Origin of the sequence: Paenibacillus sp. FSL K6-0108 (genome assembly GCF_045040695.1) — a bacterium.
Classification (GTDB): domain Bacteria; phylum Bacillota; class Bacilli; order Paenibacillales; family Paenibacillaceae; genus Paenibacillus; species Paenibacillus pabuli_B.
In genome coordinates, this window is sequence record NZ_CP150288.1 from 4149847 (window position 1) to 4170124 (window position 20278).

Annotated in this window: 14 protein-coding genes; 2 read left to right on the forward strand and 12 right to left on the reverse strand. The window is 47.2% G+C overall.

Annotated features, from left to right (window positions below):
* Positions 1 to 43: 43 nt before the first annotated feature.
* From MHB49_RS18800 to MHB49_RS18810, 3 genes are read right to left on the reverse strand one after another with little or no spacing between them, the layout of a single operon-like run.
* Entirely contained in the window at positions 44 to 2020 is a 1977-nt protein-coding gene (locus tag MHB49_RS18800; protein WP_405152533.1) for a YjhG/YagF family D-xylonate dehydratase, read from the reverse strand.
* 17 nt (positions 2021 to 2037) lie between these two features.
* On the reverse strand, positions 2038 to 3504 hold the full coding sequence (gene gucD / locus MHB49_RS18805; RefSeq protein ID WP_405152534.1) for an alpha-ketoglutaric semialdehyde dehydrogenase GucD: 1467 nt from the start codon (positions 3502 to 3504) through the stop codon (positions 2038 to 2040).
* A gap of 21 nt (positions 3505 to 3525) precedes the next feature.
* On the reverse strand, positions 3526 to 4401 hold the full coding sequence (locus MHB49_RS18810) for a fumarylacetoacetate hydrolase family protein (protein ID WP_405152535.1): 876 nt from the start codon (positions 4399 to 4401) through the stop codon (positions 3526 to 3528).
* Between the two features lie 153 nt (positions 4402 to 4554).
* On the opposite strand from MHB49_RS18810, the gene MHB49_RS18815 reads away from it, so the two are divergent.
* Entirely contained in the window at positions 4555 to 5463 is a 909-nt protein-coding gene (locus MHB49_RS18815) for a helix-turn-helix domain-containing protein (RefSeq protein ID WP_405152536.1), read from the forward strand.
* A 60-nt stretch (positions 5464 to 5523) separates the two neighbouring features.
* Here MHB49_RS18815 and MHB49_RS18820 read toward each other — a convergent pair whose 3' ends face one another.
* Positions 5524 to 6945 (reverse strand): family 43 glycosylhydrolase, encoded by a 1422-nt coding sequence (locus MHB49_RS18820; protein WP_405152537.1) that lies wholly within the window; start codon positions 6943 to 6945, stop codon positions 5524 to 5526.
* A gap of 189 nt (positions 6946 to 7134) precedes the next feature.
* Between MHB49_RS18820 and MHB49_RS18825 the strand changes: the two genes are divergently transcribed.
* Complete coding sequence (locus MHB49_RS18825) at positions 7135 to 7941, forward strand: helix-turn-helix transcriptional regulator (protein WP_405152538.1); 807 nt, start codon at positions 7135 to 7137, stop codon at positions 7939 to 7941.
* Here MHB49_RS18825 and MHB49_RS18830 read toward each other — a convergent pair.
* The 8 genes from MHB49_RS18830 to MHB49_RS18865 form a co-directional block, all read right to left on the reverse strand.
* Positions 7931 to 8788 carry a carbohydrate ABC transporter permease gene (locus tag MHB49_RS18830; RefSeq protein ID WP_405152539.1) on the reverse strand — a complete coding sequence of 286 codons (858 nt, stop codon included), beginning with the start codon at positions 8786 to 8788 and terminating at the stop codon, positions 7931 to 7933. The genes MHB49_RS18825 and MHB49_RS18830 overlap by 11 nt on opposite strands.
* Positions 8789 to 8806: 18 nt before the next feature.
* A complete protein-coding gene (locus tag MHB49_RS18835) occupies positions 8807 to 9598 on the reverse strand; it encodes a carbohydrate ABC transporter permease (protein WP_405152540.1) in 792 nt (263 codons plus the stop codon).
* A 198-nt stretch (positions 9599 to 9796) separates the two neighbouring features.
* Positions 9797 to 11098 (reverse strand): ABC transporter substrate-binding protein, encoded by a 1302-nt coding sequence (locus tag MHB49_RS18840; protein ID WP_405152541.1) that lies wholly within the window; start codon positions 11096 to 11098, stop codon positions 9797 to 9799.
* Between the two features lie 449 nt (positions 11099 to 11547).
* Positions 11548 to 13794 (reverse strand): glycosyl hydrolase family 95 catalytic domain-containing protein, encoded by a 2247-nt coding sequence (locus MHB49_RS18845; protein ID WP_405152542.1) that lies wholly within the window; start codon positions 13792 to 13794, stop codon positions 11548 to 11550.
* Positions 13795 to 14073: 279 nt separating this feature from the next.
* Entirely contained in the window at positions 14074 to 15723 is a 1650-nt protein-coding gene (locus MHB49_RS18850) for an ABC transporter substrate-binding protein (protein ID WP_405152543.1), read from the reverse strand.
* A gap of 34 nt (positions 15724 to 15757) precedes the next feature.
* Positions 15758 to 16687: a carbohydrate ABC transporter permease gene (locus MHB49_RS18855; RefSeq protein WP_405152544.1), complete on the reverse strand. Its 930-nt coding sequence runs from the start codon at positions 16685 to 16687 to the stop codon at positions 15758 to 15760.
* 27 nt (positions 16688 to 16714) lie between these two features.
* The gene (locus MHB49_RS18860; protein ID WP_247897674.1) at positions 16715 to 17686 is read right to left on the reverse strand and encodes a sugar ABC transporter permease; all 972 of its coding nucleotides are present in this window, start codon (positions 17684 to 17686) and stop codon (positions 16715 to 16717) included.
* Positions 17687 to 17910: 224 nt separating this feature from the next.
* A complete protein-coding gene (locus tag MHB49_RS18865) occupies positions 17911 to 20229 on the reverse strand; it encodes a helix-turn-helix domain-containing protein (protein ID WP_405152545.1) in 2319 nt (772 codons plus the stop codon).
* Positions 20230 to 20278 lie beyond the last annotated feature (49 nt).

The window sequence follows — 20278 nt, forward strand, 5'->3', positions numbered from 1 at the left end:
TACAAAATCAGATCAAACACATCGGTGCCGGAGTTCCCTTGCTTCAGCTCCACCCCAGCACTTTTTTGCCAGCCTCCAGCGCAGTTATAATCCGGTCAACATCGTACACATTGCCTCTCCACGTGCCGCCGCTGACAGATTGCAGCGCTGCCCATAAGCGCGTATCATCCGGCAGTGCTTCATCTGGCCGCATATCCGGATGAAACGGTCTTTGTGCCAGGATGACGGCCCCTTCTTCGGGGGAAACCTCCATTCCTTCTACTCCGACAAAATTAATGCTTCCATCCAGGGTGCTTCGATCCACCACAATGTCAATCAAGTCTCCGTTCCGCAGCTTGCCGATTGGACCGCCGGCAAGCCCTTCGGGACCAACATGCCCAATACAAGCACCGGTGGACACGCCAGAGAAACGGGCATCGGTAATGAGTGACACGTATTTTCCAAAGGACAGATGCTTGAGCGCGGACGTAAGCTGATAGGTCTCCTCCATCCCGGTCCCGGAAGGTCCGCGTCCAAGCAAGACAATGATGTCACCTGCCCGAATGCCGCCTGTTTTGATTGCACGGATCGCTTCACGTTCGGTTGTAAACACTTTTGCTGTACCCCGGTGACGATATACCCCGTGTTCATCCAGTACATCCGGGTCGATGGAGGTGGATTTAATAACCGAGCCTTCGGGGGCAATATTGCCGGTCGGAAATGTCACGGTGGAGGAAATCCCGAGACGCTGCGAGTGTTCTGCACTCATGATGACGCTGTCCGGATCGATGCCGTCCTTCTCCTTCAATTGTTTCCGCATGACATGACGGCGCTCTGACGATTCCCACCAATCCAGCACTTGCCCCAAAGATGTGCCGGTTACTGTCGGAACAGACTCATCAAGTAAACCAAGCTGTCTGAGGTGAAGCATGACCTCGGGAACACCTCCGGCCTGAAATACCCGAATGGTCGGGTAAAAGATGGGGCCGTTGGGCAAAGCACTAACCAGTCTCGGAACATTCTTGTTGATCTGAATCCAGTCCTGAACGCTGGGCAGTGTTAAACCAGCCGCATGAGCGATCGCCGGGATGTGAAGAAGCAGGTTGGTAGATCCGCCGAACGCGGCGTGTACAATCATTGCATTGCGGATCGATGCATCTGTGACAATGTCCGCCATCTTCATCCCTTGGGTCTCCATGTGGATGAGTGCACGCGAGGATTGCCGTGCCATCTCGATCCAGATCGGCTGCCCCGAAGGAGCCAGAGCGGCATGAGGCACCGTCATGCCCATTGCCTCTGCTACCACCTGGGCGGTTGCCGCTGTCCCTAGAAACTGACAGCCACCGCCCGGCGTAGCGCAAGCCCGGCATCCCAACTCCGATGCCATTTCTAGCGAAAGCTCTCCATTTGCGTACCTTGCACCGATGGTCTGAATTTTACCTGCGTCCTCTCCATCCGTAGGCGGAAGGGTAACGCCGCCGGGAACAATTACTCCTGGCAGCTGGGGCATACCTGCCAGCGCGAGCATCATGGCGGGCAGTCCCTTGTCACATGTTGCAACGCCGAGCACGCCTTTTCGCGTAGGCAGGGATCGAATCAATCTGCGGAATACCATCGCGGCATCGTTCCGGTACGGCAGCGAGTCGAACATGCCGGTCGTTCCTTGCGACCTGCCGTCGCAAGGGTCGCTGACATAGCCTGCAAACGGGATTCCGCCACGGCTGGACAGTTCATCTGCTGCCGCCTTCATCAGCAGACCAACCTCCCAGTGCCCCGTATGATAACCGAGAGCAGCGGGACTGCCATCTTCATTACGGATACCGCCCTGCGTACTTAGGATCAGAAACTGTTTTCCGTTTAATTCTCCAGGTTTCCAGCCCATTCCAACATTCTGGGACATGCCGAACAAGTCGCCGCTTGGAGCATTTCGCAGCAAATCGTCGGTCAAAGGCAGGCGTCCTGCTGCCCCTGGAGCATGAGCTGTTATCTCGAAGAAGTCGGACTCCTTCTCCCCCATAATCGACATGATCTGTTCGTACATGATACCCTCCCCACAGTTTATGACTTCACGAAGACCGTTTTGATGGCGGTGAAAAATTCGATAGCCGCTTGTCCCTGCTCCCTGGAATGTGAACTGGACATTTTCATCCCGCCAAACGGTGCCTGCAGCTCTACACCGGCCGTTTCCGCATTGATTCTTACGAGTCCGGCATCCATATCCCGGATGAACGAAAGCATAGACCCGACATTTTGTGTGTAGATCGAAGCACTCAAACCATAATCACTGTCATTTGCCGACGCTATGGCCTCTTCAAGGGAATCCACCGGAATCAAGGCCAGTACCGGGCCGAATATTTCTTCTCGGGCAATGGACATATGTGCTTCGACACCTTCAAATACGGTCGGCTCTACATAGAATCCTTCTGCAAGCTCAGGACTGTCCGGCCGTTTTCCTCCAGCGAGCAGTACAGCTCCTTCCTCAAGTCCTTTTTGAATATAGCTCAGCACGGTATTAAGCTGCCCTTCACTTGCACATGGACCCATCCAGCTTCCAGAAGACATGCCATCCCCCAAACGAATCTCCTGAACCTGTGAGAGCAGCTTTTCCTTGAAAGCATCATATATTTTTCGTTCGATAATGACGCGGCTGGTCGCTGTACATTTCTGACCTGTTGATTTCAGACCTCCGCTAATGGTTCCCTCGACAGCCAGATCCAGGTTAGCGTCAGCTGAAATAATGACCGGGTTTTTGCCGCCCATTTCAAGCTGGTACTTTGCTCCTCGGGCCAGTGCTGCGGCGCCGACCCGCTTTCCGACTTCATTGGAGCCTGTAAAAGTTATTCCGTTCACATCGGGATGCTCGGCAAGTGCAGAACCGATTACCGAGCCTTTGCCGCACACGAGATTGAGGACCCCGGCCGGGAAACCAGCTTCCTCAAAGCATTCCAGTACCTTGGCTGCCGTAACGGCCGTTTCCTGAGCCGGCTTCAATACAACCGTATTCCCATAGATCAACGCAGGTGCCGTTTTCCAGATGGGAATAGCCACCGGAAAGTTCCACGGCGCGATTACGCCGACAACGCCAAGTGGTACACGGGTCGTGAACATTAATGCTTCGCTATCCGTGGACGGAATCACATCTCCCGTTTTGCGCATGCCTTCCCCTGCGTAATATCTCAGGATGGCTACGCCGCGCATCGTCTCTCCTTTGGCTTCCGGGAACGTTTTCCCCATTTCTCTTGTCATCGCTTCTGCTACTTCATCAGCCCGTCGTTCGAGCACGTTTGCTGCCTGAAAAAGAAAATTGCCCCGTTCTGCACCGGTTAATCTCCGCCAGGTCTTCGCTGCCGCTTTTGCCGCTGCCACAGCATCGTTCAGGTCCTCTACGCCGGAAGCTGGAACATGCCCCACGATTTCTTTTCGATTCGCCGGATTGATGCTGGGTTCCGTCTTTCCGGACGTTGCCTTCACCCATTCTCCGTTAATAAAATTGTTATAGGTCTGCTCTAACTGAAAAGCGCTCATTCCCTTCATCCTCCTTATTAACTAGTTTGAAATAACCGGATTAACAAGTGTGCCGATACCGCTGATCGATATTTCAATGCGATCTCCCGTCTCAAGTGTAAAATCATTCGGCGGTACAATATTTGTACCTGTCAGCAGAACCGTGCCATCAAACAAATCATTATCTTTGGCCAAAAAGGAAACCAGTTCATCCAGCTTTCTATTTAAATCACTTGTGCTTGCCTCACTTTTCACAACGACCTCTCCAGCGCGGAAAATTTTACAGACGACGTCAAGGTCATACGGGTTCTGCACCGTTTCCGTCAATCGAATCGCTGGACCAATGGAGCAGGAGCTACGCCAAATTTTGGCCTGAGGCAAATATAGCGGGTTTTCCCCCTCGATATCCCGGCAGCTCATGTCATTGCCAACGATGTATCCCACAATGCTGCTATCTGCGGCAAGAACCAGCCCAAGCTCAGGTTCTGGAATCTGCCAAGTGGAATCGCTGCGAAGGGTAACCGCTTCATTCGGTCCAACGGTACGGGCTGCTGTGGATTTGAAGAAGATCTCAGGACGTTCTGCATCGTAGACCTTATCGTAAAAGGTGTTTGCATCCAGCTTGCCGTCAGTAGCTTCATAATTCCGTGCTTCCCGACTCCGCTGATAAGTTACCCCAGCTGCCCATACCTCAGGTGCTTCGATTGGATTAATAAAATGCAGGGATGTCCAATCATCTGTCAGTTTGTTCATCGGTTTAAGAGCGCTTTCAACAAGCTGTGCTGGAGAAATTCCTTGCTCTCTCGCCTGATAGATCAACGTCATGAAATCAGCTTGCGGCAAACGATAGGCTTGTTCATCATCCGTAACGGCTGCCAGCCACTTCTGTTCTCCATCCAGAAATCGAATAATTCGCATGTAAGCGTGCCCCCTGTTTTCCCCCGGCGGGTTGATAATTCTACCTTAGCATTAGGTAAGTATTATGACGATGTTCTAATCAATCCAGCGATTTACCCTTTTCACGCAATATTTTTCTGATAAGATGAAGTTATATTACAAGGGGGAGTTGCTGTGACCAAGCATTCAGAAGCCATGTATTTAGGCCGCCTACCTGATGTTCGCATGTCGTTTCAATTAATGGGATTGCATGCTAGAAAAGCAGATTCGAACTGGACCTACCCATCCCATGAGCACTCCATGTACGAAATTCACTGGATGATGGAGGGTCAAATGAATATGTTGGTTAATGGGAAGCTCTACAACCAATCCAAAGGTGACCTTTTGTTTATTCGTCCAGGGATGACTCATTCCTGTCCAGGTGCAGGACCAGAGGGATTTACTTATTTTTCAGTTCATTTCAGTGTTCATGATACTTCCTTTTGCCGGGAACTCAACCGCTGTAAAGACATTTATTATCCGGCGGTTTCAAATCTTGCATTAGGATTATCGCCTTCCCTGTTTACATTGTATGAACTGGCAACAGAACATTTGTCTGATTCGTTGTCCTCCTCCAAACAGATGAAGGTACATGCTGCCGTATTTGAGCTTCTCGGCTCGCTGGTAGGACAGTTATCTCAGCACGCCTCCGTTACATTATCCAGAAAAGAAACCATTGCCCATCAGATTGCTGAACACATCGAGGATTCGGTAAGGTACATTCATCTTCATAGCGAAATTCAGGAAACGAACCGAACGTGGATTCAGGATATCGCCAAAACGTTGAATATGAGCACGTCTCAGATTAATCGGATTTTTCGGGAGGTCTACGGTCAGGCTCCGCGCAAATTTTTATCCGAAACACTGCTGAACGAAGCCCAGAGGTTGTTAAACCAGACTGACCTGAACATTGATCACATTGCAATGATGCTTGGATATAAGACTAATGCTCATTTCAGTCGTCAATTCAAGCGGTGGACAGGTATTGCACCAAGCGAATTCCGCAGCCATTCACAGCAAGCAGAACATGAAAGAAGCAGCTAATGGACGAATAATTCTCCAACTGCTGCTCCTTCTTGGCGTAGTACCAGTCCGATTGATCCTTTATTCCAAGGTAAATGCAGCAAAGCTTGCTCCGCCATTTCCCCTATATGTAAAATATAAAGCCTGCCTTCCGTCTGGAATGGTGATTGCCGCCGTATATGCTTTCCACTCATTGGTGAAGTGCACCGGGATTGTGCCCAGAACCGGGCCTTCCCATGAGGTTTTTACTTCAAAGTATCCGCTGCAATATCCCCTTACGGTGAGAGTGACCTGACGGATTCCGTTACAATCGAAATATTTAAAACCTGCTGTGGCTGAATCCACCATATTCGCAATATATCCGACCTCTTCATCACCGTCTCGTCCATCCTGGGTAATCTTCGGAAAGCGGCTGTCCAGCCAAGCGCCCCCTCCAAAACCACCGGTATACATTTGATCATCTTTTGCAAAAAGATTACATGCAAGATATGCGGGATATTCCCCTTTTCCTTCAAGAGGGCCCCCATTCACCCCGCAGGAAGTCATTTCTACCTGAGATATCGTTCCATGCACGTCAAAAGAGATACGTTCAATGCAGCCCTGACGGTTAAATGCGTCCCCATTGGTATGGCGGTGATAGAAAATGTAACAGTCTCCATTGATCTCAACAATGCTGCCGTGATTGTTCCCGCCATAATACATCGGCTTGTCAGCTGGTTTATAGGAGTCAATATGTAGATCGCAGTTGCTTATGATTACACCCTGATATGCAAACCCTTTGTTAGGAAATTTACTGGTAGCATAACATAATTCATGCATGACAATTGAGGAGTAAACCAAGTAATAGGTATCCCCTCTTTTTCGGATGGAAGGGGCCTCGAAAAATTCATGTCCTTCGAATCCGCTGCCTTCGCTGTATGGCTGACTCGGCGCTATGAATACGGACTCATCCACAATCGTCAGCATATCCGGACCAAGCACCGTCGCCATCGCACCGTGTCTCGATCGGTCTCCGGGCGCACAAAATCCGGTATATAGATACGTACGCTCTCCTTCGGTCAGCACGCCTGGATCAAATTGGGGCTCGTCCCCTTCCCTTTCCCCCAGTCGAGTGCCATCCGCATATTTCACGTATCCGTAAAATTCATATTTGCCTGCAGGTGTATCGCATACAGCCACAGAAACAACCGGCACTTTATCCAGCACATAATAAAGATAATATCGTCCGTCAGGACCAAGTGTAACGTCTGGGGCGTAAAGGCACATACTGCCGCCCAGATTAAGCGGATCATCTGCCTTTTGGTAGATTACACCTTCATTGCGCCAATTCCCGAGGTCGTCCACAGGCGCCGACCAACAGACGTAGTCGTTTAAACAAAAGACATGTCCGTTAAACCGGTCATGCGAACCGTACACATAAACTCTATCCTCAAATACATAAGGCTCACTATCAGGAACGTACTCCCATGATGGAAGGTATGGATTTAACCCCTGTTTCTTCATACAAACTACACTCCTCGTCAAAATTATTAGGCAATATGAATTTAAAATAAATCCCGTATAATAGAAAACAAACTAAAGCGTTTTACCGATTTTCCTGTTCTATTTCTATTAATGAAGTTTGAATTGATCTGAGCACGTATCATATGGCATAGTCTGTCTGACAAACATACATGGTAAAGGTGAAGAACAATGACAAACATTTTCTACGTTGAGTACGACGCAGCACATAACAGCCATTTCGTTTTTGATATTCCCCAAGGACATCCCTGCTGGCTTTTGGTCATTACACAGACTCCCGCTCAGTTCTGGGTGGATGGAAAACTTAAGGAATACCCTCCTCATTGTGCTGTTCTTTTCGAGCCCCATCAAAAAATTTACTACCGAGCTTCCGCAGGGAATTATATTAATGACTGGATCCGCTTTGAAAGCGATGAACCTTACGTAACCGAAACCTCGCTTCCCTATGGCAAGCCTTTTCCTTTGGATGATCCTGAATACTGCCACAAGCTGTTCCAGCTGCTCGTCGTAGAGAATTCATTCAATAAGGACTACAGAGAATCCTCCATTGATTGTCTGCTCCGAACCCTGTTCAACAAGCTGCTGGAGTCTTACTTCCAAGAGGAAATTAGTCCTCAGCACTACAACCTTTTAAAGCTGCGTGCGGCCATCCATAACAATCCAAGCCACCCCTGGACCATATCGGAAATGGCTAAAATTATTAGCATCAGTCCGGGATATCTGCAGTTCATTTATAAGAAATTGTTTGGTCTCTCGTGTATGGATGATGTTATTCATAGTCGAATTCGCTTAGCCAAAGAATATCTCAGACATGAGCTTTACACAGTTGCGGAGATTGCAGATCGGTGTGGTTACCGCAATGTGGAGCACTTTTGCAGGCAGTTCAAACAAATGACCGGTTCATCTCCGAAGAAATTTCACAAACGCACGAGTGACTTAGCTGTCAGCCCAGCAGATTTCGAGGAGGTCATCCTTTGATTCCGGTCATTGTAATCCCCTGAATAAAATATCTCTGTCCGATGAAGAAGAGGATCAGCACAGGAATAACGGTAATTAAAGAAACTGCCATCAGCATCTGTATTTGCGAGGAGCCAAAAGAATTCTGGAAGAACTGCAAACCGATAGCCAGCGTGAAATTCTCATCACTGTTCAAGTAAATCAGCGGAGACATATAATCATTCCAGTGAAAGGTAATCGACATGAGACCGACCGTAATCAAAGCTGGTTTGATTGCAGGCAGCAGTATTTTGTAATAAATCTGGAATGCATTGGCACCGTCAATATATGCGGCTTCATCCAAATCTTTCGGAATCGTTTTGAAAAATTGCCGCAGCAGGAAAATGTTAAACGCACCTCCCCCAAAAAAGGACGGAACGATAAGAGGCATCAAGGTATCGAGCCAACCAAGTTTGGTGAACAAGAGGTAAGTAGGAACGAGAGTGACCTGACTGGGGAGCATCATGGTAGCAAGCACGATCGTAAATAACAATCCGCTGTATCGTGATTTAAACCGTGCAAAGCCATAGGCTACGAATGAAGCGGAAAGAACCGTTCCAATCGTCGCAAGTCCTGTTACGATTAAGGTATTCCATGTATACCGGGTGAAATCCGCGTATTGCCAGCCCTGAATGAAGTTATCCCAAGTAAACGTTTCCGGGATGATTTTGGGAGGCAGCGTATAGGCTTCCGAAGGGATTTTAAAGGCGGTTGAAAGCATCCATATAAACGGAAAGATAAACACGACTGCAATGATCGTCAATATCATATAACTCAGGCTGACTTTAATCCGGCCGCTGGTTTTTTTACTTTTGTAATAAGCCTCCATGGTTGCACCTCCCCAATTTTAGTTATCGTAATAAACCCAGTGTCGGGAAGTCCGATTTACGATGAGCGTGATGATCATAATAACGACAAACAATAACCAAGCCAGAGTTGACGCATAACCCATCTCGTTGTATTTAAATCCGCTGTTATAAATATGCATCATGTACGTGTAGGTGGAGTAGCTGGGGCCACCCTCGGTCAGAATGAAAGGCTGCATAAAGATTTGGAAACCACCAATGATCCCCATAACCAGATTAAAATAAAGCGTTGGCGTGATCAGGGGCAGGGTAATCTGCGTAATTTTAACGAAACTGCTTGCTCCATCAATCTCAGCGCTCTCATATAAGGCTTCCGGAATATCCTGCAGCCCCGCCAGTGTAATGATGATGGAATTCCCGATGGTCCAGATCCCCATAATAATAATCGCCGGCATTGCCCATTTCGTATCGCTCAACCAGTTTGGGCCAGTAATACCGAATAGAGAAAAGAAATAATTGATAAAGCCAAACTGGGCATTAAAAATCCAGCCCCAAAGCAAGGTAACTGCAACCCCCGATGTGATATACGGGATATAAAAGCTGGTTCTGAAAAAACCAACTCCCTTTATTTTTTGATTGAGCAGAAGAGCAATCAGAAACGACAGGAGTAAACTGGCCGGAACAGAAACCAACACAAAATATAATGTATTTAACAAAGAACGGTAAAAAAGTGGATCCTGTGTAAAGGCCCTGACGATATTATCTAAGCCGACAAATTGGCCTGAGCCGGTCATATCCATATCGGTGAAAACCAAAAAGATAGAATAACCCATTGGATATAAGGTGAATATTAGAAAACCTAAAAGCCATGGCGAGATAAAAAGGAAGAATTGTTTCTCCTCCCTGTTTGCAATGCGGTTGTTTCGCGCCTTCATTCTTTCGCCTCCAAAGCTGCCTCCTATTGAGACCGGATTAGGATAGAAAGGGGAAGATCGCTCCCCCCTCGTTGTAACCGGGTGTTCATTATTCGTTTATTTACTTTGATGAATGGAGTCGAGAGCGGACTGAATCTGGGATGTAAAGGCTTTGGCCGCTTCCTCAGCGGATTTCCCTTGAACGGTGACCTGCTGCCAGGTTTGCTCGTAGAGGTCCCCCGCCTTTGCAATGGAGCCACCCCACGGGAAAGTTATGGCATCCTGCAACCCTGTTACGAAATCCGCCATGGAGATATCTGTGCCTTGAATTTTCAAGTTGGCAAAAGTACTGTCCGCCGATTCTTTTGCCGCAGGAAGATTTACCTTACTGTACAGATCTCCGACCTCCTTATTCAGGGAGACCGTTTTAATATAAGCCCACGCTGCTTCCTTATTTTTGGAATCCTTGTTCATGGCGAAGCCTGTCTGGAATTTAATGTTGACGGTTTTACCGGATGGATCTTTTGGAGGCATCACGATACCCCATTGAAAATTGGAACCGATGTTTTTGGCAATCGTCGAAGCTTCAAACACACCTAGCGGATACATCGCAGCTCTACCTGCAGCGAACATTTGGTCCATAGGCATGCTCTTGGCAGCCGCATCATCTGGCATTGCTTTTGCATTCACCAGGTCTCCGAACAACTGGTATCCCTTCAGAGTATTGGGATCATCCAGAGTCTGTTTGCTCCAATCCTCGTTATATGGCATCCCGCCGTATATAAAAGGAGCAAAGCTTTGCAAGATCCAGTGGGACACAATGCCATAGACCCGGTTGGCACCTTCACCCGAGGAGACCTGTTTGGCTGTTGCCGAAAAATCATCCCAAGTCCAGTCATTCGTTGGGTACGGAAGCCCTGCCTTGTCAAAAATGTCTTTATTATAAGCAATCATAAAATCTGAAGCGGTTGTTGGCATCCCTTCACGTTTTCCGTCCGCATCGACATATCCCCCATCAACCCCTTGTGTTAACAATGCCTCGAGGTCCAGTTGATCCTTCTCAATATAAGGGTTTAAATCTTCGAACCATTTAGATCTCAACCCTTTCCAGTCTGGAGACATCATAATCACATCACCGGCATTTCCAGCAGCCAGAGCTGCATCCAGCTTGACATCAATGTTATCTGCCGGGAGCCAAACTTCATGTACCTTCACTTTTGGATACAATTTTTTGAAAATTTTGGTTGCTTCCTTTCGAGACTGGAGTTCCTCGCCGCCGCCCCACCCAAATACGGTAAGGTCACCGGAAATTTCTCCATTACCCGATGAATTTTCCGCTGCCTGATCACTATTTGCTGAGCAGGCGGTGATCACTGTCACGAATATTCCGATAAGCAGAATGATTGCAAATTTTCTCATATATATCCTCCTTTTTATACTTAGGCGAGCGACTGGTGTCGTAACCCGATGAATGAATTTAGATTTTCAATGGCAATCGAATAAAAAGGAAATACTAATCTATCCTCATGTAACCCCAAGGATCTACAACCTTCCCAACCTGAATTTGTCATTACATTGCAAGGTGAAATTACAATTAATGCATATTAAAACACCACTCTTTCTGCTTTGTTAGCGTTTCCATCGTTATTTAAAAGTAAGGTTTCTTCGTGCTTGATACAATGACATATCCTTAAGAATTATTGATGAATAATCATATTCTGAATTTGATATTTGGGTAGCAGCTAAGTTATGGCACGCAAAGACGACTCTGTTTTCCGCTGTTAATAGCGGAGAACAGAGTCGTCCATTTCTCTTACGATGCTAATCTTTTATCTATCGAATAAAACGATAGGTTGAACAGAATCCACTTAAGTAAACGTATACGACCGTCCAGCCTCTGCATTGAAGGAAATACGTTCAAGGCCAGGACCTTCCAATTGACAAATTCCAGTTATTGTACTTTTTACGATGACTTCAGTAATTCTCCCAGCGACCCAGGAAAACCCAATGGTATATCCGCCACGGGCCCTGAGTCCCTCCACATTCCCGTCACACCAATTGTCTGGTAAGGCAGGCAAAAGCCGAATCACATCAGTATGGCTCTGCATTAACATCTCGGCAATTCCAGAGGATCCACCGAAGTTACCATCAATCTGAAACGGAGGATGATTGTCAAAAAGATTGGGCAACGTTGAGTGCTCCAGGAGAGCTCTTACATTTTCATAAGCCTTATGCCCATCCTGAAGTCTTGCCCAGAAGTGAATAATCCAGGCCCGGCTCCATCCGGTGTGTCCGCCACCATTGTCCAATCTACGTTCCAAAGTGGTACGTGCTGCCTTTGCAAGTTCCGGCGTGTGTTCTGGAGTGAAGCTTTCTCCAGGGTACAAACCAAAAAGATGTGAGATGTGCCGGTGCCCCGGTTCCACTTCTTCGTAATCCTCCATCCATTCCTGGATTTGCCCGTTTTTGCCGATTTGTGTCTTCGGAATTCGCTTCAGAGCAGCAGCAAGTTCTTCCCTGAATGTATGGTCCCTTCCGATCAACTCGGCGCTTTGAATGCATGCAGTGAATAGAGCCTCAATGATTTGAAAATCCATCGAAGCGCCTGCACATAAAACCCCCACCTCACCATTTGGCAGCTTGTAACTATTCTCTGGAGAGACGGATGGACAGGTAATCAGACGGCCATCTGCATCCTCAATCAGATAGTCAAGGAGAAACTGCGCAGATTCCTTCATCGTTTCGTATGCTTCTTCCAGAAAAATGAGATCCTGACTATAGCGATAATGCTCCCATAAATGCAGGCATAACCAAGCAGCACCCAGCGGCCAGAAGGAAGCTGGCAGGTAGGTATCCTGAGGGGCCGTGTCTGCCCAAATATCCGTATTATGATGTGCGGTAAACCCGCGGCAGTCATACATCTTTCGTGCCGTGATTCGGCCAGGCTCCCGCATTCGATCAATCAGATCGAACAACGGCTCATGGCACTCTGCTAGATTGCAGTTTTCGGCGAGCCAGTAGTTCATTTGGGTATTAATGTTGATGGTAAATTTGCTGTCCCAAGGCGGAGTGAAACTGTCATTCCATATCCCCTGAAGATTAGCAGGCAAGGAGCCTGGCCGGCTTGAGGAAATCAGCAGATAACGACCAAACTGAAAATAGGTTTCGATCAATTCAGGATCTTCTTCTCCCTTTTGGAACTGTTTTAATCTCTCATCCGTCGGATCATCATGACGATCAGAACTTTTGGACAGGTTCAATGAAACCCTGCTGTACAGTTCTTTATAATCCGATGTATGCCGCACAAGCAGTGTTTCATAAGGAATCCGGCTGAGCTCTTCTATACGAAGTTTATTGTATAATTCCGGATCTTCTTGGCGGAAAGTTGTTTCCGCAGCAAGCAGAAGTGTGACCGAGCTCGCGTCATTCACCAGCAAATACTCGCCAAGGAGCTGACAGGTGCCTCCATCTGGTATCGCTTTCAACACAGCTGCGAAAGAACTGCCGTCTTTACCACCGCATTCACCAAGCATAATGAGTCCGCTCTGCTCCCACTTCTTGGTTTTCTCTAGGTATCTCCAATTCTGTCGATTAAATCGGGCTTTCATGGACAAGGCATTCTTCTTGTCTGTTGAGATTCGGATGATGATGGCTTGATCCGGATGGCTCGCAAACAGCTCACGAGTATAACGGATACCATTAACATGATAGCTAACCCTGGAGATGCCCCGGTTCAAATCCAGCTCACGTACATAGTCTTCAACAGGACCATCATGATTGCCGAATGATAACTGCAGTTCACCAAGTGGCATATAATGTCTCTGGGCTTCAGGAAGCCCGGCCATCGTCATGCTGGCCATCTCTTCAGCCTCCCGAAGTTTCCCTTCCATGATTAACTTGCGGATCTTCGGCAAATTGGGCAGTGCATCTTCGTTATTCCGATCCCGGGGCCCCCCATACCACATTGAGTCTTCATTTAACTTCAAACGCTCCTCCGCTACGCCTCCAAATATCATTGCACCAAGCCGACCGTTCCCGATTGGCAAGGCCTCGTTCCATATCTCCGCAGGTTTGCTGTACCACATGCGATGATTTTTCTGATTTGTTTCTTTCATTTTGAACCTCCAGTACGAATTTCAATGAATGATAAGATATTAATCTCATATTAACATCCCAACAAAGAATAAAAATAACGTATTCATGCAGATTCATACTCTTTCATGATATGAGAATCGAAAAGATCATTAATTGGAGTTTTTCTTCGATAAACATCAATGAGTTTGGCTGCCTACCATAAAAGATTACGGACCTGATTCGCAAGAATGCGAACCGGCCCGTGTTTGATAATAATGGATGATTTGTCGCCAGGATTGGTATAAACCTACCCATTCTCCTTACTTGGAAATGGATGAAGAATCATAGGCTGCCTGCATAATCTCCAGGTAACGCTTGATGTTCAGGCCCTCTAGCCCTTTCACGTAATCATCCCAATCCTTATCCAGACTCTTTGCTCCTGTAATGAATTGCAGGGCATTCTGGTCAATATAATCCTTGATATTCGTCTGCATCATGCTTGTTTCATCGGCGTTTGCCGGGTCCACCCACAATGCCCAATGCGGGAAAACTTCATCGGGTTCTTTGCCTTCCATCAGCAGTGTCGCCTCATATAGTCGGCGTTCATATCCGTCACCTGCGTAGATGTCCTTGCCCTGCACTTCGGCATCACGGTATGCCCTGTGGTGATTGTACTGACTCAGCGCTCCCCAGCTGTCATTGCGCGGCTCTGCTCCAGTTGGGAGCGGAATGGCTTTGTAGAGTGGCTGTACCTGTTCATTCAGAGCCACCTCTCCTTCTTGCGGCTTGCGCCAGCTTGTACCCTCTTCACCGAGATAAGAGCTCATCGCTCCTTCTTGGGTGTAGAGATAATCCAGCATTTTTATGGCAGCAATCTGCGTTTCTTCACTTGCTTTGTTTGTCAGTACAAAAGAAGCTCCAGGATCGATCGGATAGTTATAAGTTGCATAATCGGCATGCGGCCCCTTCAACGGAGGAATCGGATTGTAATCTTTCCCATAAGGAGAATCCTCGGCAGTGTTTACAAAAAGAGACGGGTGCATGGCCGCACCTGCACCAAGAAGCTGCGCATCAGCGTTATCTCCGATCTTTTTGAAGGCCCCGACATTTTGCGTGAAAGCACCCGGGTCGATCAGACCTTCATCATATAGCGACTTGATATAGGCAAGTCCTTCCTTCCACTCCGGTTTGCTTGCAACCGTCTCAACCCGGCCATCCTTTACAATGAGATAGGTTCTGTCATCGTCGTAGATAAATCCGTTCATCAAGTACGGAATGATGTGCACGCCGAAATTTTCAATGGAACCGCTAAGCGGAACTTCGTCGGCTTTACCGTTACCGTTCGGGTCCTTGGTTTTGAATGCTTTCAGCACTTCCTTAAACTCCTCTGTCGTTGTGGGCTCGGACAATCCGAGCTGTTTCAGCCATTTGGTATTCATCCACATCTTGTTTGGATAGGAACAGTGGAAACATTCATTCAGGCCCGTCAGACCGTAAATATTGCCGTCGGGCGCCGTATTCATCGCTTTGTAATATTCACTGCTGTCCAGTACCTTTTTGATATTCGGTGCATATTGGTCAATCAGGTCATTGAGCGGCACAATGACACCCTGCTGCCCAAATTTCAACAAGTCTGTTTGAGAAAAACGGTCCACCCATGGAATGAGTAAATACAGGTCCGGGTAGTCACCCGAAGCCAGTGAAATTTGCCTTTTTTCAGCTGCACCGTCAAAAGGAACCGTCGTCCAGTTAATCTTCATGTTGAACTTCTCTTCCATTTTTTTCGTAAACTTGTTCGTCTGAAGGTTGGTATCCGAGCTTTGATGGGCGAACACGTTAATGGACACATTGTCGCCGGATGAAGCGCCGTCCCCCTTTTTCCCACTGCCTGGACTTGAGGAGGAACATCCCGCAAGTACCGCAGACAGCAACAACAAACATGCAAGTACAAATGACCCTGTTTTTCTCAAAAAGACCCTCTCCCTTATGAATGGTTGTAATGAACTAGCCCTTAACGGAGCCAATCAACATGCCCTGAACGAAATATCGCTGAACAAACGGATAAATAACAAGTACAGGCAAGCTGGCCATAACAATGAGTGAATATTTCATCAACTCGGCCATTTGCTGCTGTTTCACCATCTCTCCCAGATTCATATTTCCCGTGCCGTTGCTCAATATCAAAATGCTGCGGAGAACCAATTGAAGCGGATAGAGCGATTGCGTTTTTAAATAGATTAGGGCATCAAAATAAGCGTTCCATTGTCCAACCGCATACATTAACGACAGAACGGCAACGATGGGTTTGGCCAGAGGCAGAATGACGCTGAAAATGAAACGGATATCACTGCATCCGTCAATATCAGCTGCTTCAGACAGCTCTTCAGGGATTGAATTTTGAAAAAAAGTGCGTGCGATGATCACCTGCCACACCCAAACGGCATTTGGAATCAGCAGGGCCCAGCGAGAATCGATCATTCCCATGGATTTGACCACCAGATAAGTTGGGATCAATCCGCCGGAGAATAGCATGGTGAACGTAATGAACATCATCAGAGGGCTGCGCCCAACAAAGGTTTTTTTGGAAAGTGGATAAGCTATCATAATGGTCAGTGCTACACTAATCAGTGTCCCGATTGCGGTATAAAATAACGAATTGCCGTAACCCATGATAACCTGATCATTGCGCAATACAGACTTATAGCCGTCCAGTGTTAAATCAATGGGCCACAGCCAGACTTTTCCGGAGGAAACCGCTGCCGGGCTGCTCAAAGATGAGCTTACGATATAGATCAACGGATAAAGTACAGCAATCAAGACCACCGTCAGAATAAGGTAGATGATCGCCATAAACACACGGTCCCCAAAAGATTCTCTGATCGTACTTCTCGGATTAACCGTCGAACGATTGGCTTGGGATAACAACTTGCTCATCGTATGAACCCCCTCCCTTTTGCCGTATTACCACAGGCTTGTATTGGATAGACGCTTGGCGACAGCATTGACTGTTAACAACAGAATCAAGTTAATAAGCGAATTGAAAAGGCCAACAGCGGTAGCAAAACTGTAATTGGCGTTAAGCAATCCCATCTTGTATACATAGGTGGAGATGATTTCCGAAGCGGACAGGTTCAGCGGGTTTTGCAACAAATAGATTTTCTCGAACCCAACTGCCATGATGTTTCCAACGCTCAGGATCAGGATAATAACCGCCGCCGGCAGCAGGCCGGGCAGATCGATGTTCAACATTTTCTGAAAGCGGTTAGCACCGTCAACCTTGGCTGCTTCGTATAATGAAGGATCAATGCCCGACAGGGCTGCCAGATAGATGACCGCAGAATATCCCATGCTCTGCCAGACATCCGAAAATACGTAGATGGAACGAAACAGCCCAGGCTCTCCAAGGAAATTGACGGCTTCAAAGCCCAGCGCTCCTGCGATGGTGTTAACGATGCCAAGCCGCGGAGAAAGAAACATCATGATAATGGATACCATCACGACCGTAGAAATAAAGTAAGGTGCATACGTAACCATCTGTACCGTTTTCTTGAATTTGGCGTTCTTCACTTCGTTCAGCGCCAGTGCCAGCAATATTGGAACCGGAAAACCGACGATTAAACTGTAGAACGAAATGTACAGCGTGTTTTTGATCAGGGTAACGAATGCAGGGTTTTGGAAAAGCAGCTCAAAATATTTGGTGCCTACCCACGGACTTCCCCAGATTCCCTTGATCACGTTGTAATCCTTGAAAGCGAGCACTGCGTTTACCATAGGTACATACTTGAAAATGATAAAGTATGCGACAGGAGGAATAATCAGCAAGTAAAGCTGCCAATGCCTCCTCCAGCTCTTGGACAAGGCCAGCTTCAATGCTGATCGCCTGCCTTCTTTTACAACTGTTTTGCCTTTTGAAATTGTCGTTCTCAGAGTCATCCCCCCAGTAGGCGGCCTATCTGTAATAAGCCATTCCCATTTGATAGCGCTTTCTTGCTCGTAATCATAAGAGTGCATACCCGATTGCGTAAAGGTACACTTTACAAAATGAGGTACGATTCCAGTACAAGAAGGCTGGGAAGCCTGATATTTCCTTGGACTACGCCAGGATTTTTCTGCGATTTTTGCTTTGTTTTATAAAAATGGATGCCTCCTGCTTGATTTTAAATGTGATCATTCATCTGTCTGTATGCACTAGGCAAAACACCCCGAACCCGTTTGAAAGCCCTTCGGAACGAATGCGCGCTGTTATATCCGGTTGTTAATGCGATTTCATCAATCGTATGCTGACTCTCCCACAGCAGTTCAGCAGCTTTGTTGATTCGCACCACTTCCACATAATCAGAAAGGTTCTCCCCGGTATGCTCTTTGAATAACTGAGATATATATTTTTCCGGTTTGCCCATATGTTCTGCGATCCGGTACACCGTCAAGTTTGCATCCGCATAACGTTCCTGGATATAAGCAATCGTTTCGTTCACAAATCCGGCATGCATGTTGCATTTTTTACGCTGAACGTCTTGGCATACGTCTTTCGCCAGATGATGGAACTTGCTCTGAAGTACGGCAACCTTATCCGTCACCTGAATTGCTGAAACCCGATCCTTAAGCTCCTCCACAAGCGATTCGTCCAACATAATTTTAGGCTCCAGCTTCAAAAATGTGCCCTTCAATTCCATGATGAACTGCTGTGTCATGTCATACGACAGCTCTCGCTCAGTAAAGTTTCGGTTGAACAACTGATCCAAAATACGGTTGGACTCTTCCATTTCTCCTGCCTTGAGCGTATTGAGCAGACGTTGTTCAGACTCAATCGGATAGTAGTACAGTTCCGTTTCCTTCACCGCGTCCTCGAATTTCATCATGTGGTCCTTTCCGGTGTGAATGGCATATTCCAGCGCGTGTCTTGCCTCGTTGAACGAACGACCAACATCATTCCATACCTCATAAAAAGAGCCCGTTCCAATTGTGGTCGATACCCGGTAATCCCGGTATACAGCATGTGTCAGTTTTTCAAGCTCAGCTTCACATGTACACAGGGCTTTATCCATAGAATCACCACTCAGGGGATACACAAAAGCAATCAGATCCGTTCCCCAGTCTGTTACCAATACTTCGGAATTCCATGCCGCCATGGCTTCCCTCACGATGAGCCTTGCAACGCTTAGCTCCTGAATAATTTCCTCACTATCTGGACTGCCATAACCGTCTACCTTTAGAATTCCTACAAACCCCCGGTTGGTATGGAGCGAAATGCCTGTCTGGGAAGAGATGGCCTCCAGCTCGCGCGTTGTGTAAAACTCTCCGGTAAGCAAACGTTTAATGAAACCATCCCGCAGCATTGGGAGCTGCTCATTCAATGCGTTCTTGAGAAGATGGTTGTTCGTAATGAGACTCGTAATGTTGCTGGCCAAAAAGTCGTATTCATTGCTTGTCTTTCCAGGCAGCCCAATATCCTGTTCCCGGAACACGGACAGAAGCCGATGAATCGGAGCACTGTTTCGATAAGCAAGCAGGAGCCCGATTAACAATCCGAAGCCAAGCGTAGCTAGCGTAAAGGTAAAGGTAACCTGCTTGATTTGGTCTGCTTTGACCATAAGCGCACGTTCGGGGATGCCAGCCATGTAATTCCAGCCGTTTTGATTGGAACGAATGGAAATCAGCAGACGTCCGTCGCCCATAGGCTTCGCTTCATCGTCCTTGCTGACAGTCATAACCTTTAAGTTTTTTGCCTCGTCTTTACTCAGGCCCCGCGAAAAAATGATATCCCCCTTGGAGTCTGTCACCAGTGTCCATCCTCCATATTGCTCCACAATATGATGAGTCAGGCTCGCCATCTTATTTTCATCAATCATGACGCCAATTGTAGCCTGCGGTTTGTTGAAGCTGTTTAATGGAAGCGATTGAAGAAACGTAATGGCTGGAGCGTCCACAAGCACATTACTGCGAATCTCTTTCTTATAGTTTCGCAGGGGAATGATCTCGTTTAAATGCGGTTTTTTTAATATGTTCTCTTTCCACTCTTCGAACGTCATGCCTTCCAGCCGATTGGCAGCAAAATAATGTTCTGGTCGATAGTAAACCGTCGTAGGCGTAATAATGACATTATAGTTCGGAATGTAGATGAAGAAATGAGACAAATAATCATTGGTGCTGCTGTACATGGACAGACTGCGCTGCATGCGGCTCAAACCGTAGACATTATTAGCGTCATGCGGCTTGGGATCAGCGATTAAACGATATAAATCCTGGTTAATGGCCAACTGTCTCGTGAAATCCTCGACCTGCATAAGATTACGTTCAATAATTTCCTTGCCCAGATTGAGTGATTTTAAGCTGTTCTCAATAGAACTTGTCCTCGCTGCTTCAATGGATGCTCTATAGGAGGCATACCCGGCAATTTGAGGAATCATGAGAATAATAAGATAAGAAATCATAAACCTGCGAAACAACGGCGAGAATTTGGACCATAGGCGCTGCATATGTACCTCCTTCTTTCGTAAGCGTTTACAAAACTGTTCGGTTAATGAT

Coding starts and splice junctions, on each gene's coding strand:
- MHB49_RS18820 (WP_405152537.1), bottom strand. CDS start 6,945: ATGAAGAAACAGGGGTTAAATCCATACCTTCCATCATGGGAGTACGTT.
- MHB49_RS18825 (WP_405152538.1), top strand. CDS start 7,135: ATGACAAACATTTTCTACGTTGAGTACGACGCAGCACATAACAGCCAT.
- MHB49_RS18860 (WP_247897674.1), bottom strand. CDS start 17,686: ATGACTCTGAGAACGACAATTTCAAAAGGCAAAACAGTTGTAAAAGAA.
- MHB49_RS18830 (WP_405152539.1), bottom strand. CDS start 8,788: ATGGAGGCTTATTACAAAAGTAAAAAAACCAGCGGCCGGATTAAAGTC.
- MHB49_RS18800 (WP_405152533.1), bottom strand. CDS start 2,020: ATGTACGAACAGATCATGTCGATTATGGGGGAGAAGGAGTCCGACTTC.
- MHB49_RS18840 (WP_405152541.1), bottom strand. CDS start 11,098: ATGAGAAAATTTGCAATCATTCTGCTTATCGGAATATTCGTGACAGTG.
- MHB49_RS18810 (WP_405152535.1), bottom strand. CDS start 4,401: ATGCGAATTATTCGATTTCTGGATGGAGAACAGAAGTGGCTGGCAGCC.
- MHB49_RS18865 (WP_405152545.1), bottom strand. CDS start 20,229: ATGCAGCGCCTATGGTCCAAATTCTCGCCGTTGTTTCGCAGGTTTATG.
- gucD (WP_405152534.1), bottom strand. CDS start 3,504: ATGAGCGCTTTTCAGTTAGAGCAGACCTATAACAATTTTATTAACGGA.
- MHB49_RS18835 (WP_405152540.1), bottom strand. CDS start 9,598: ATGGGTTATTCTATCTTTTTGGTTTTCACCGATATGGATATGACCGGC.
- MHB49_RS18855 (WP_405152544.1), bottom strand. CDS start 16,687: ATGAGCAAGTTGTTATCCCAAGCCAATCGTTCGACGGTTAATCCGAGA.
- MHB49_RS18845 (WP_405152542.1), bottom strand. CDS start 13,794: ATGAAAGAAACAAATCAGAAAAATCATCGCATGTGGTACAGCAAACCT.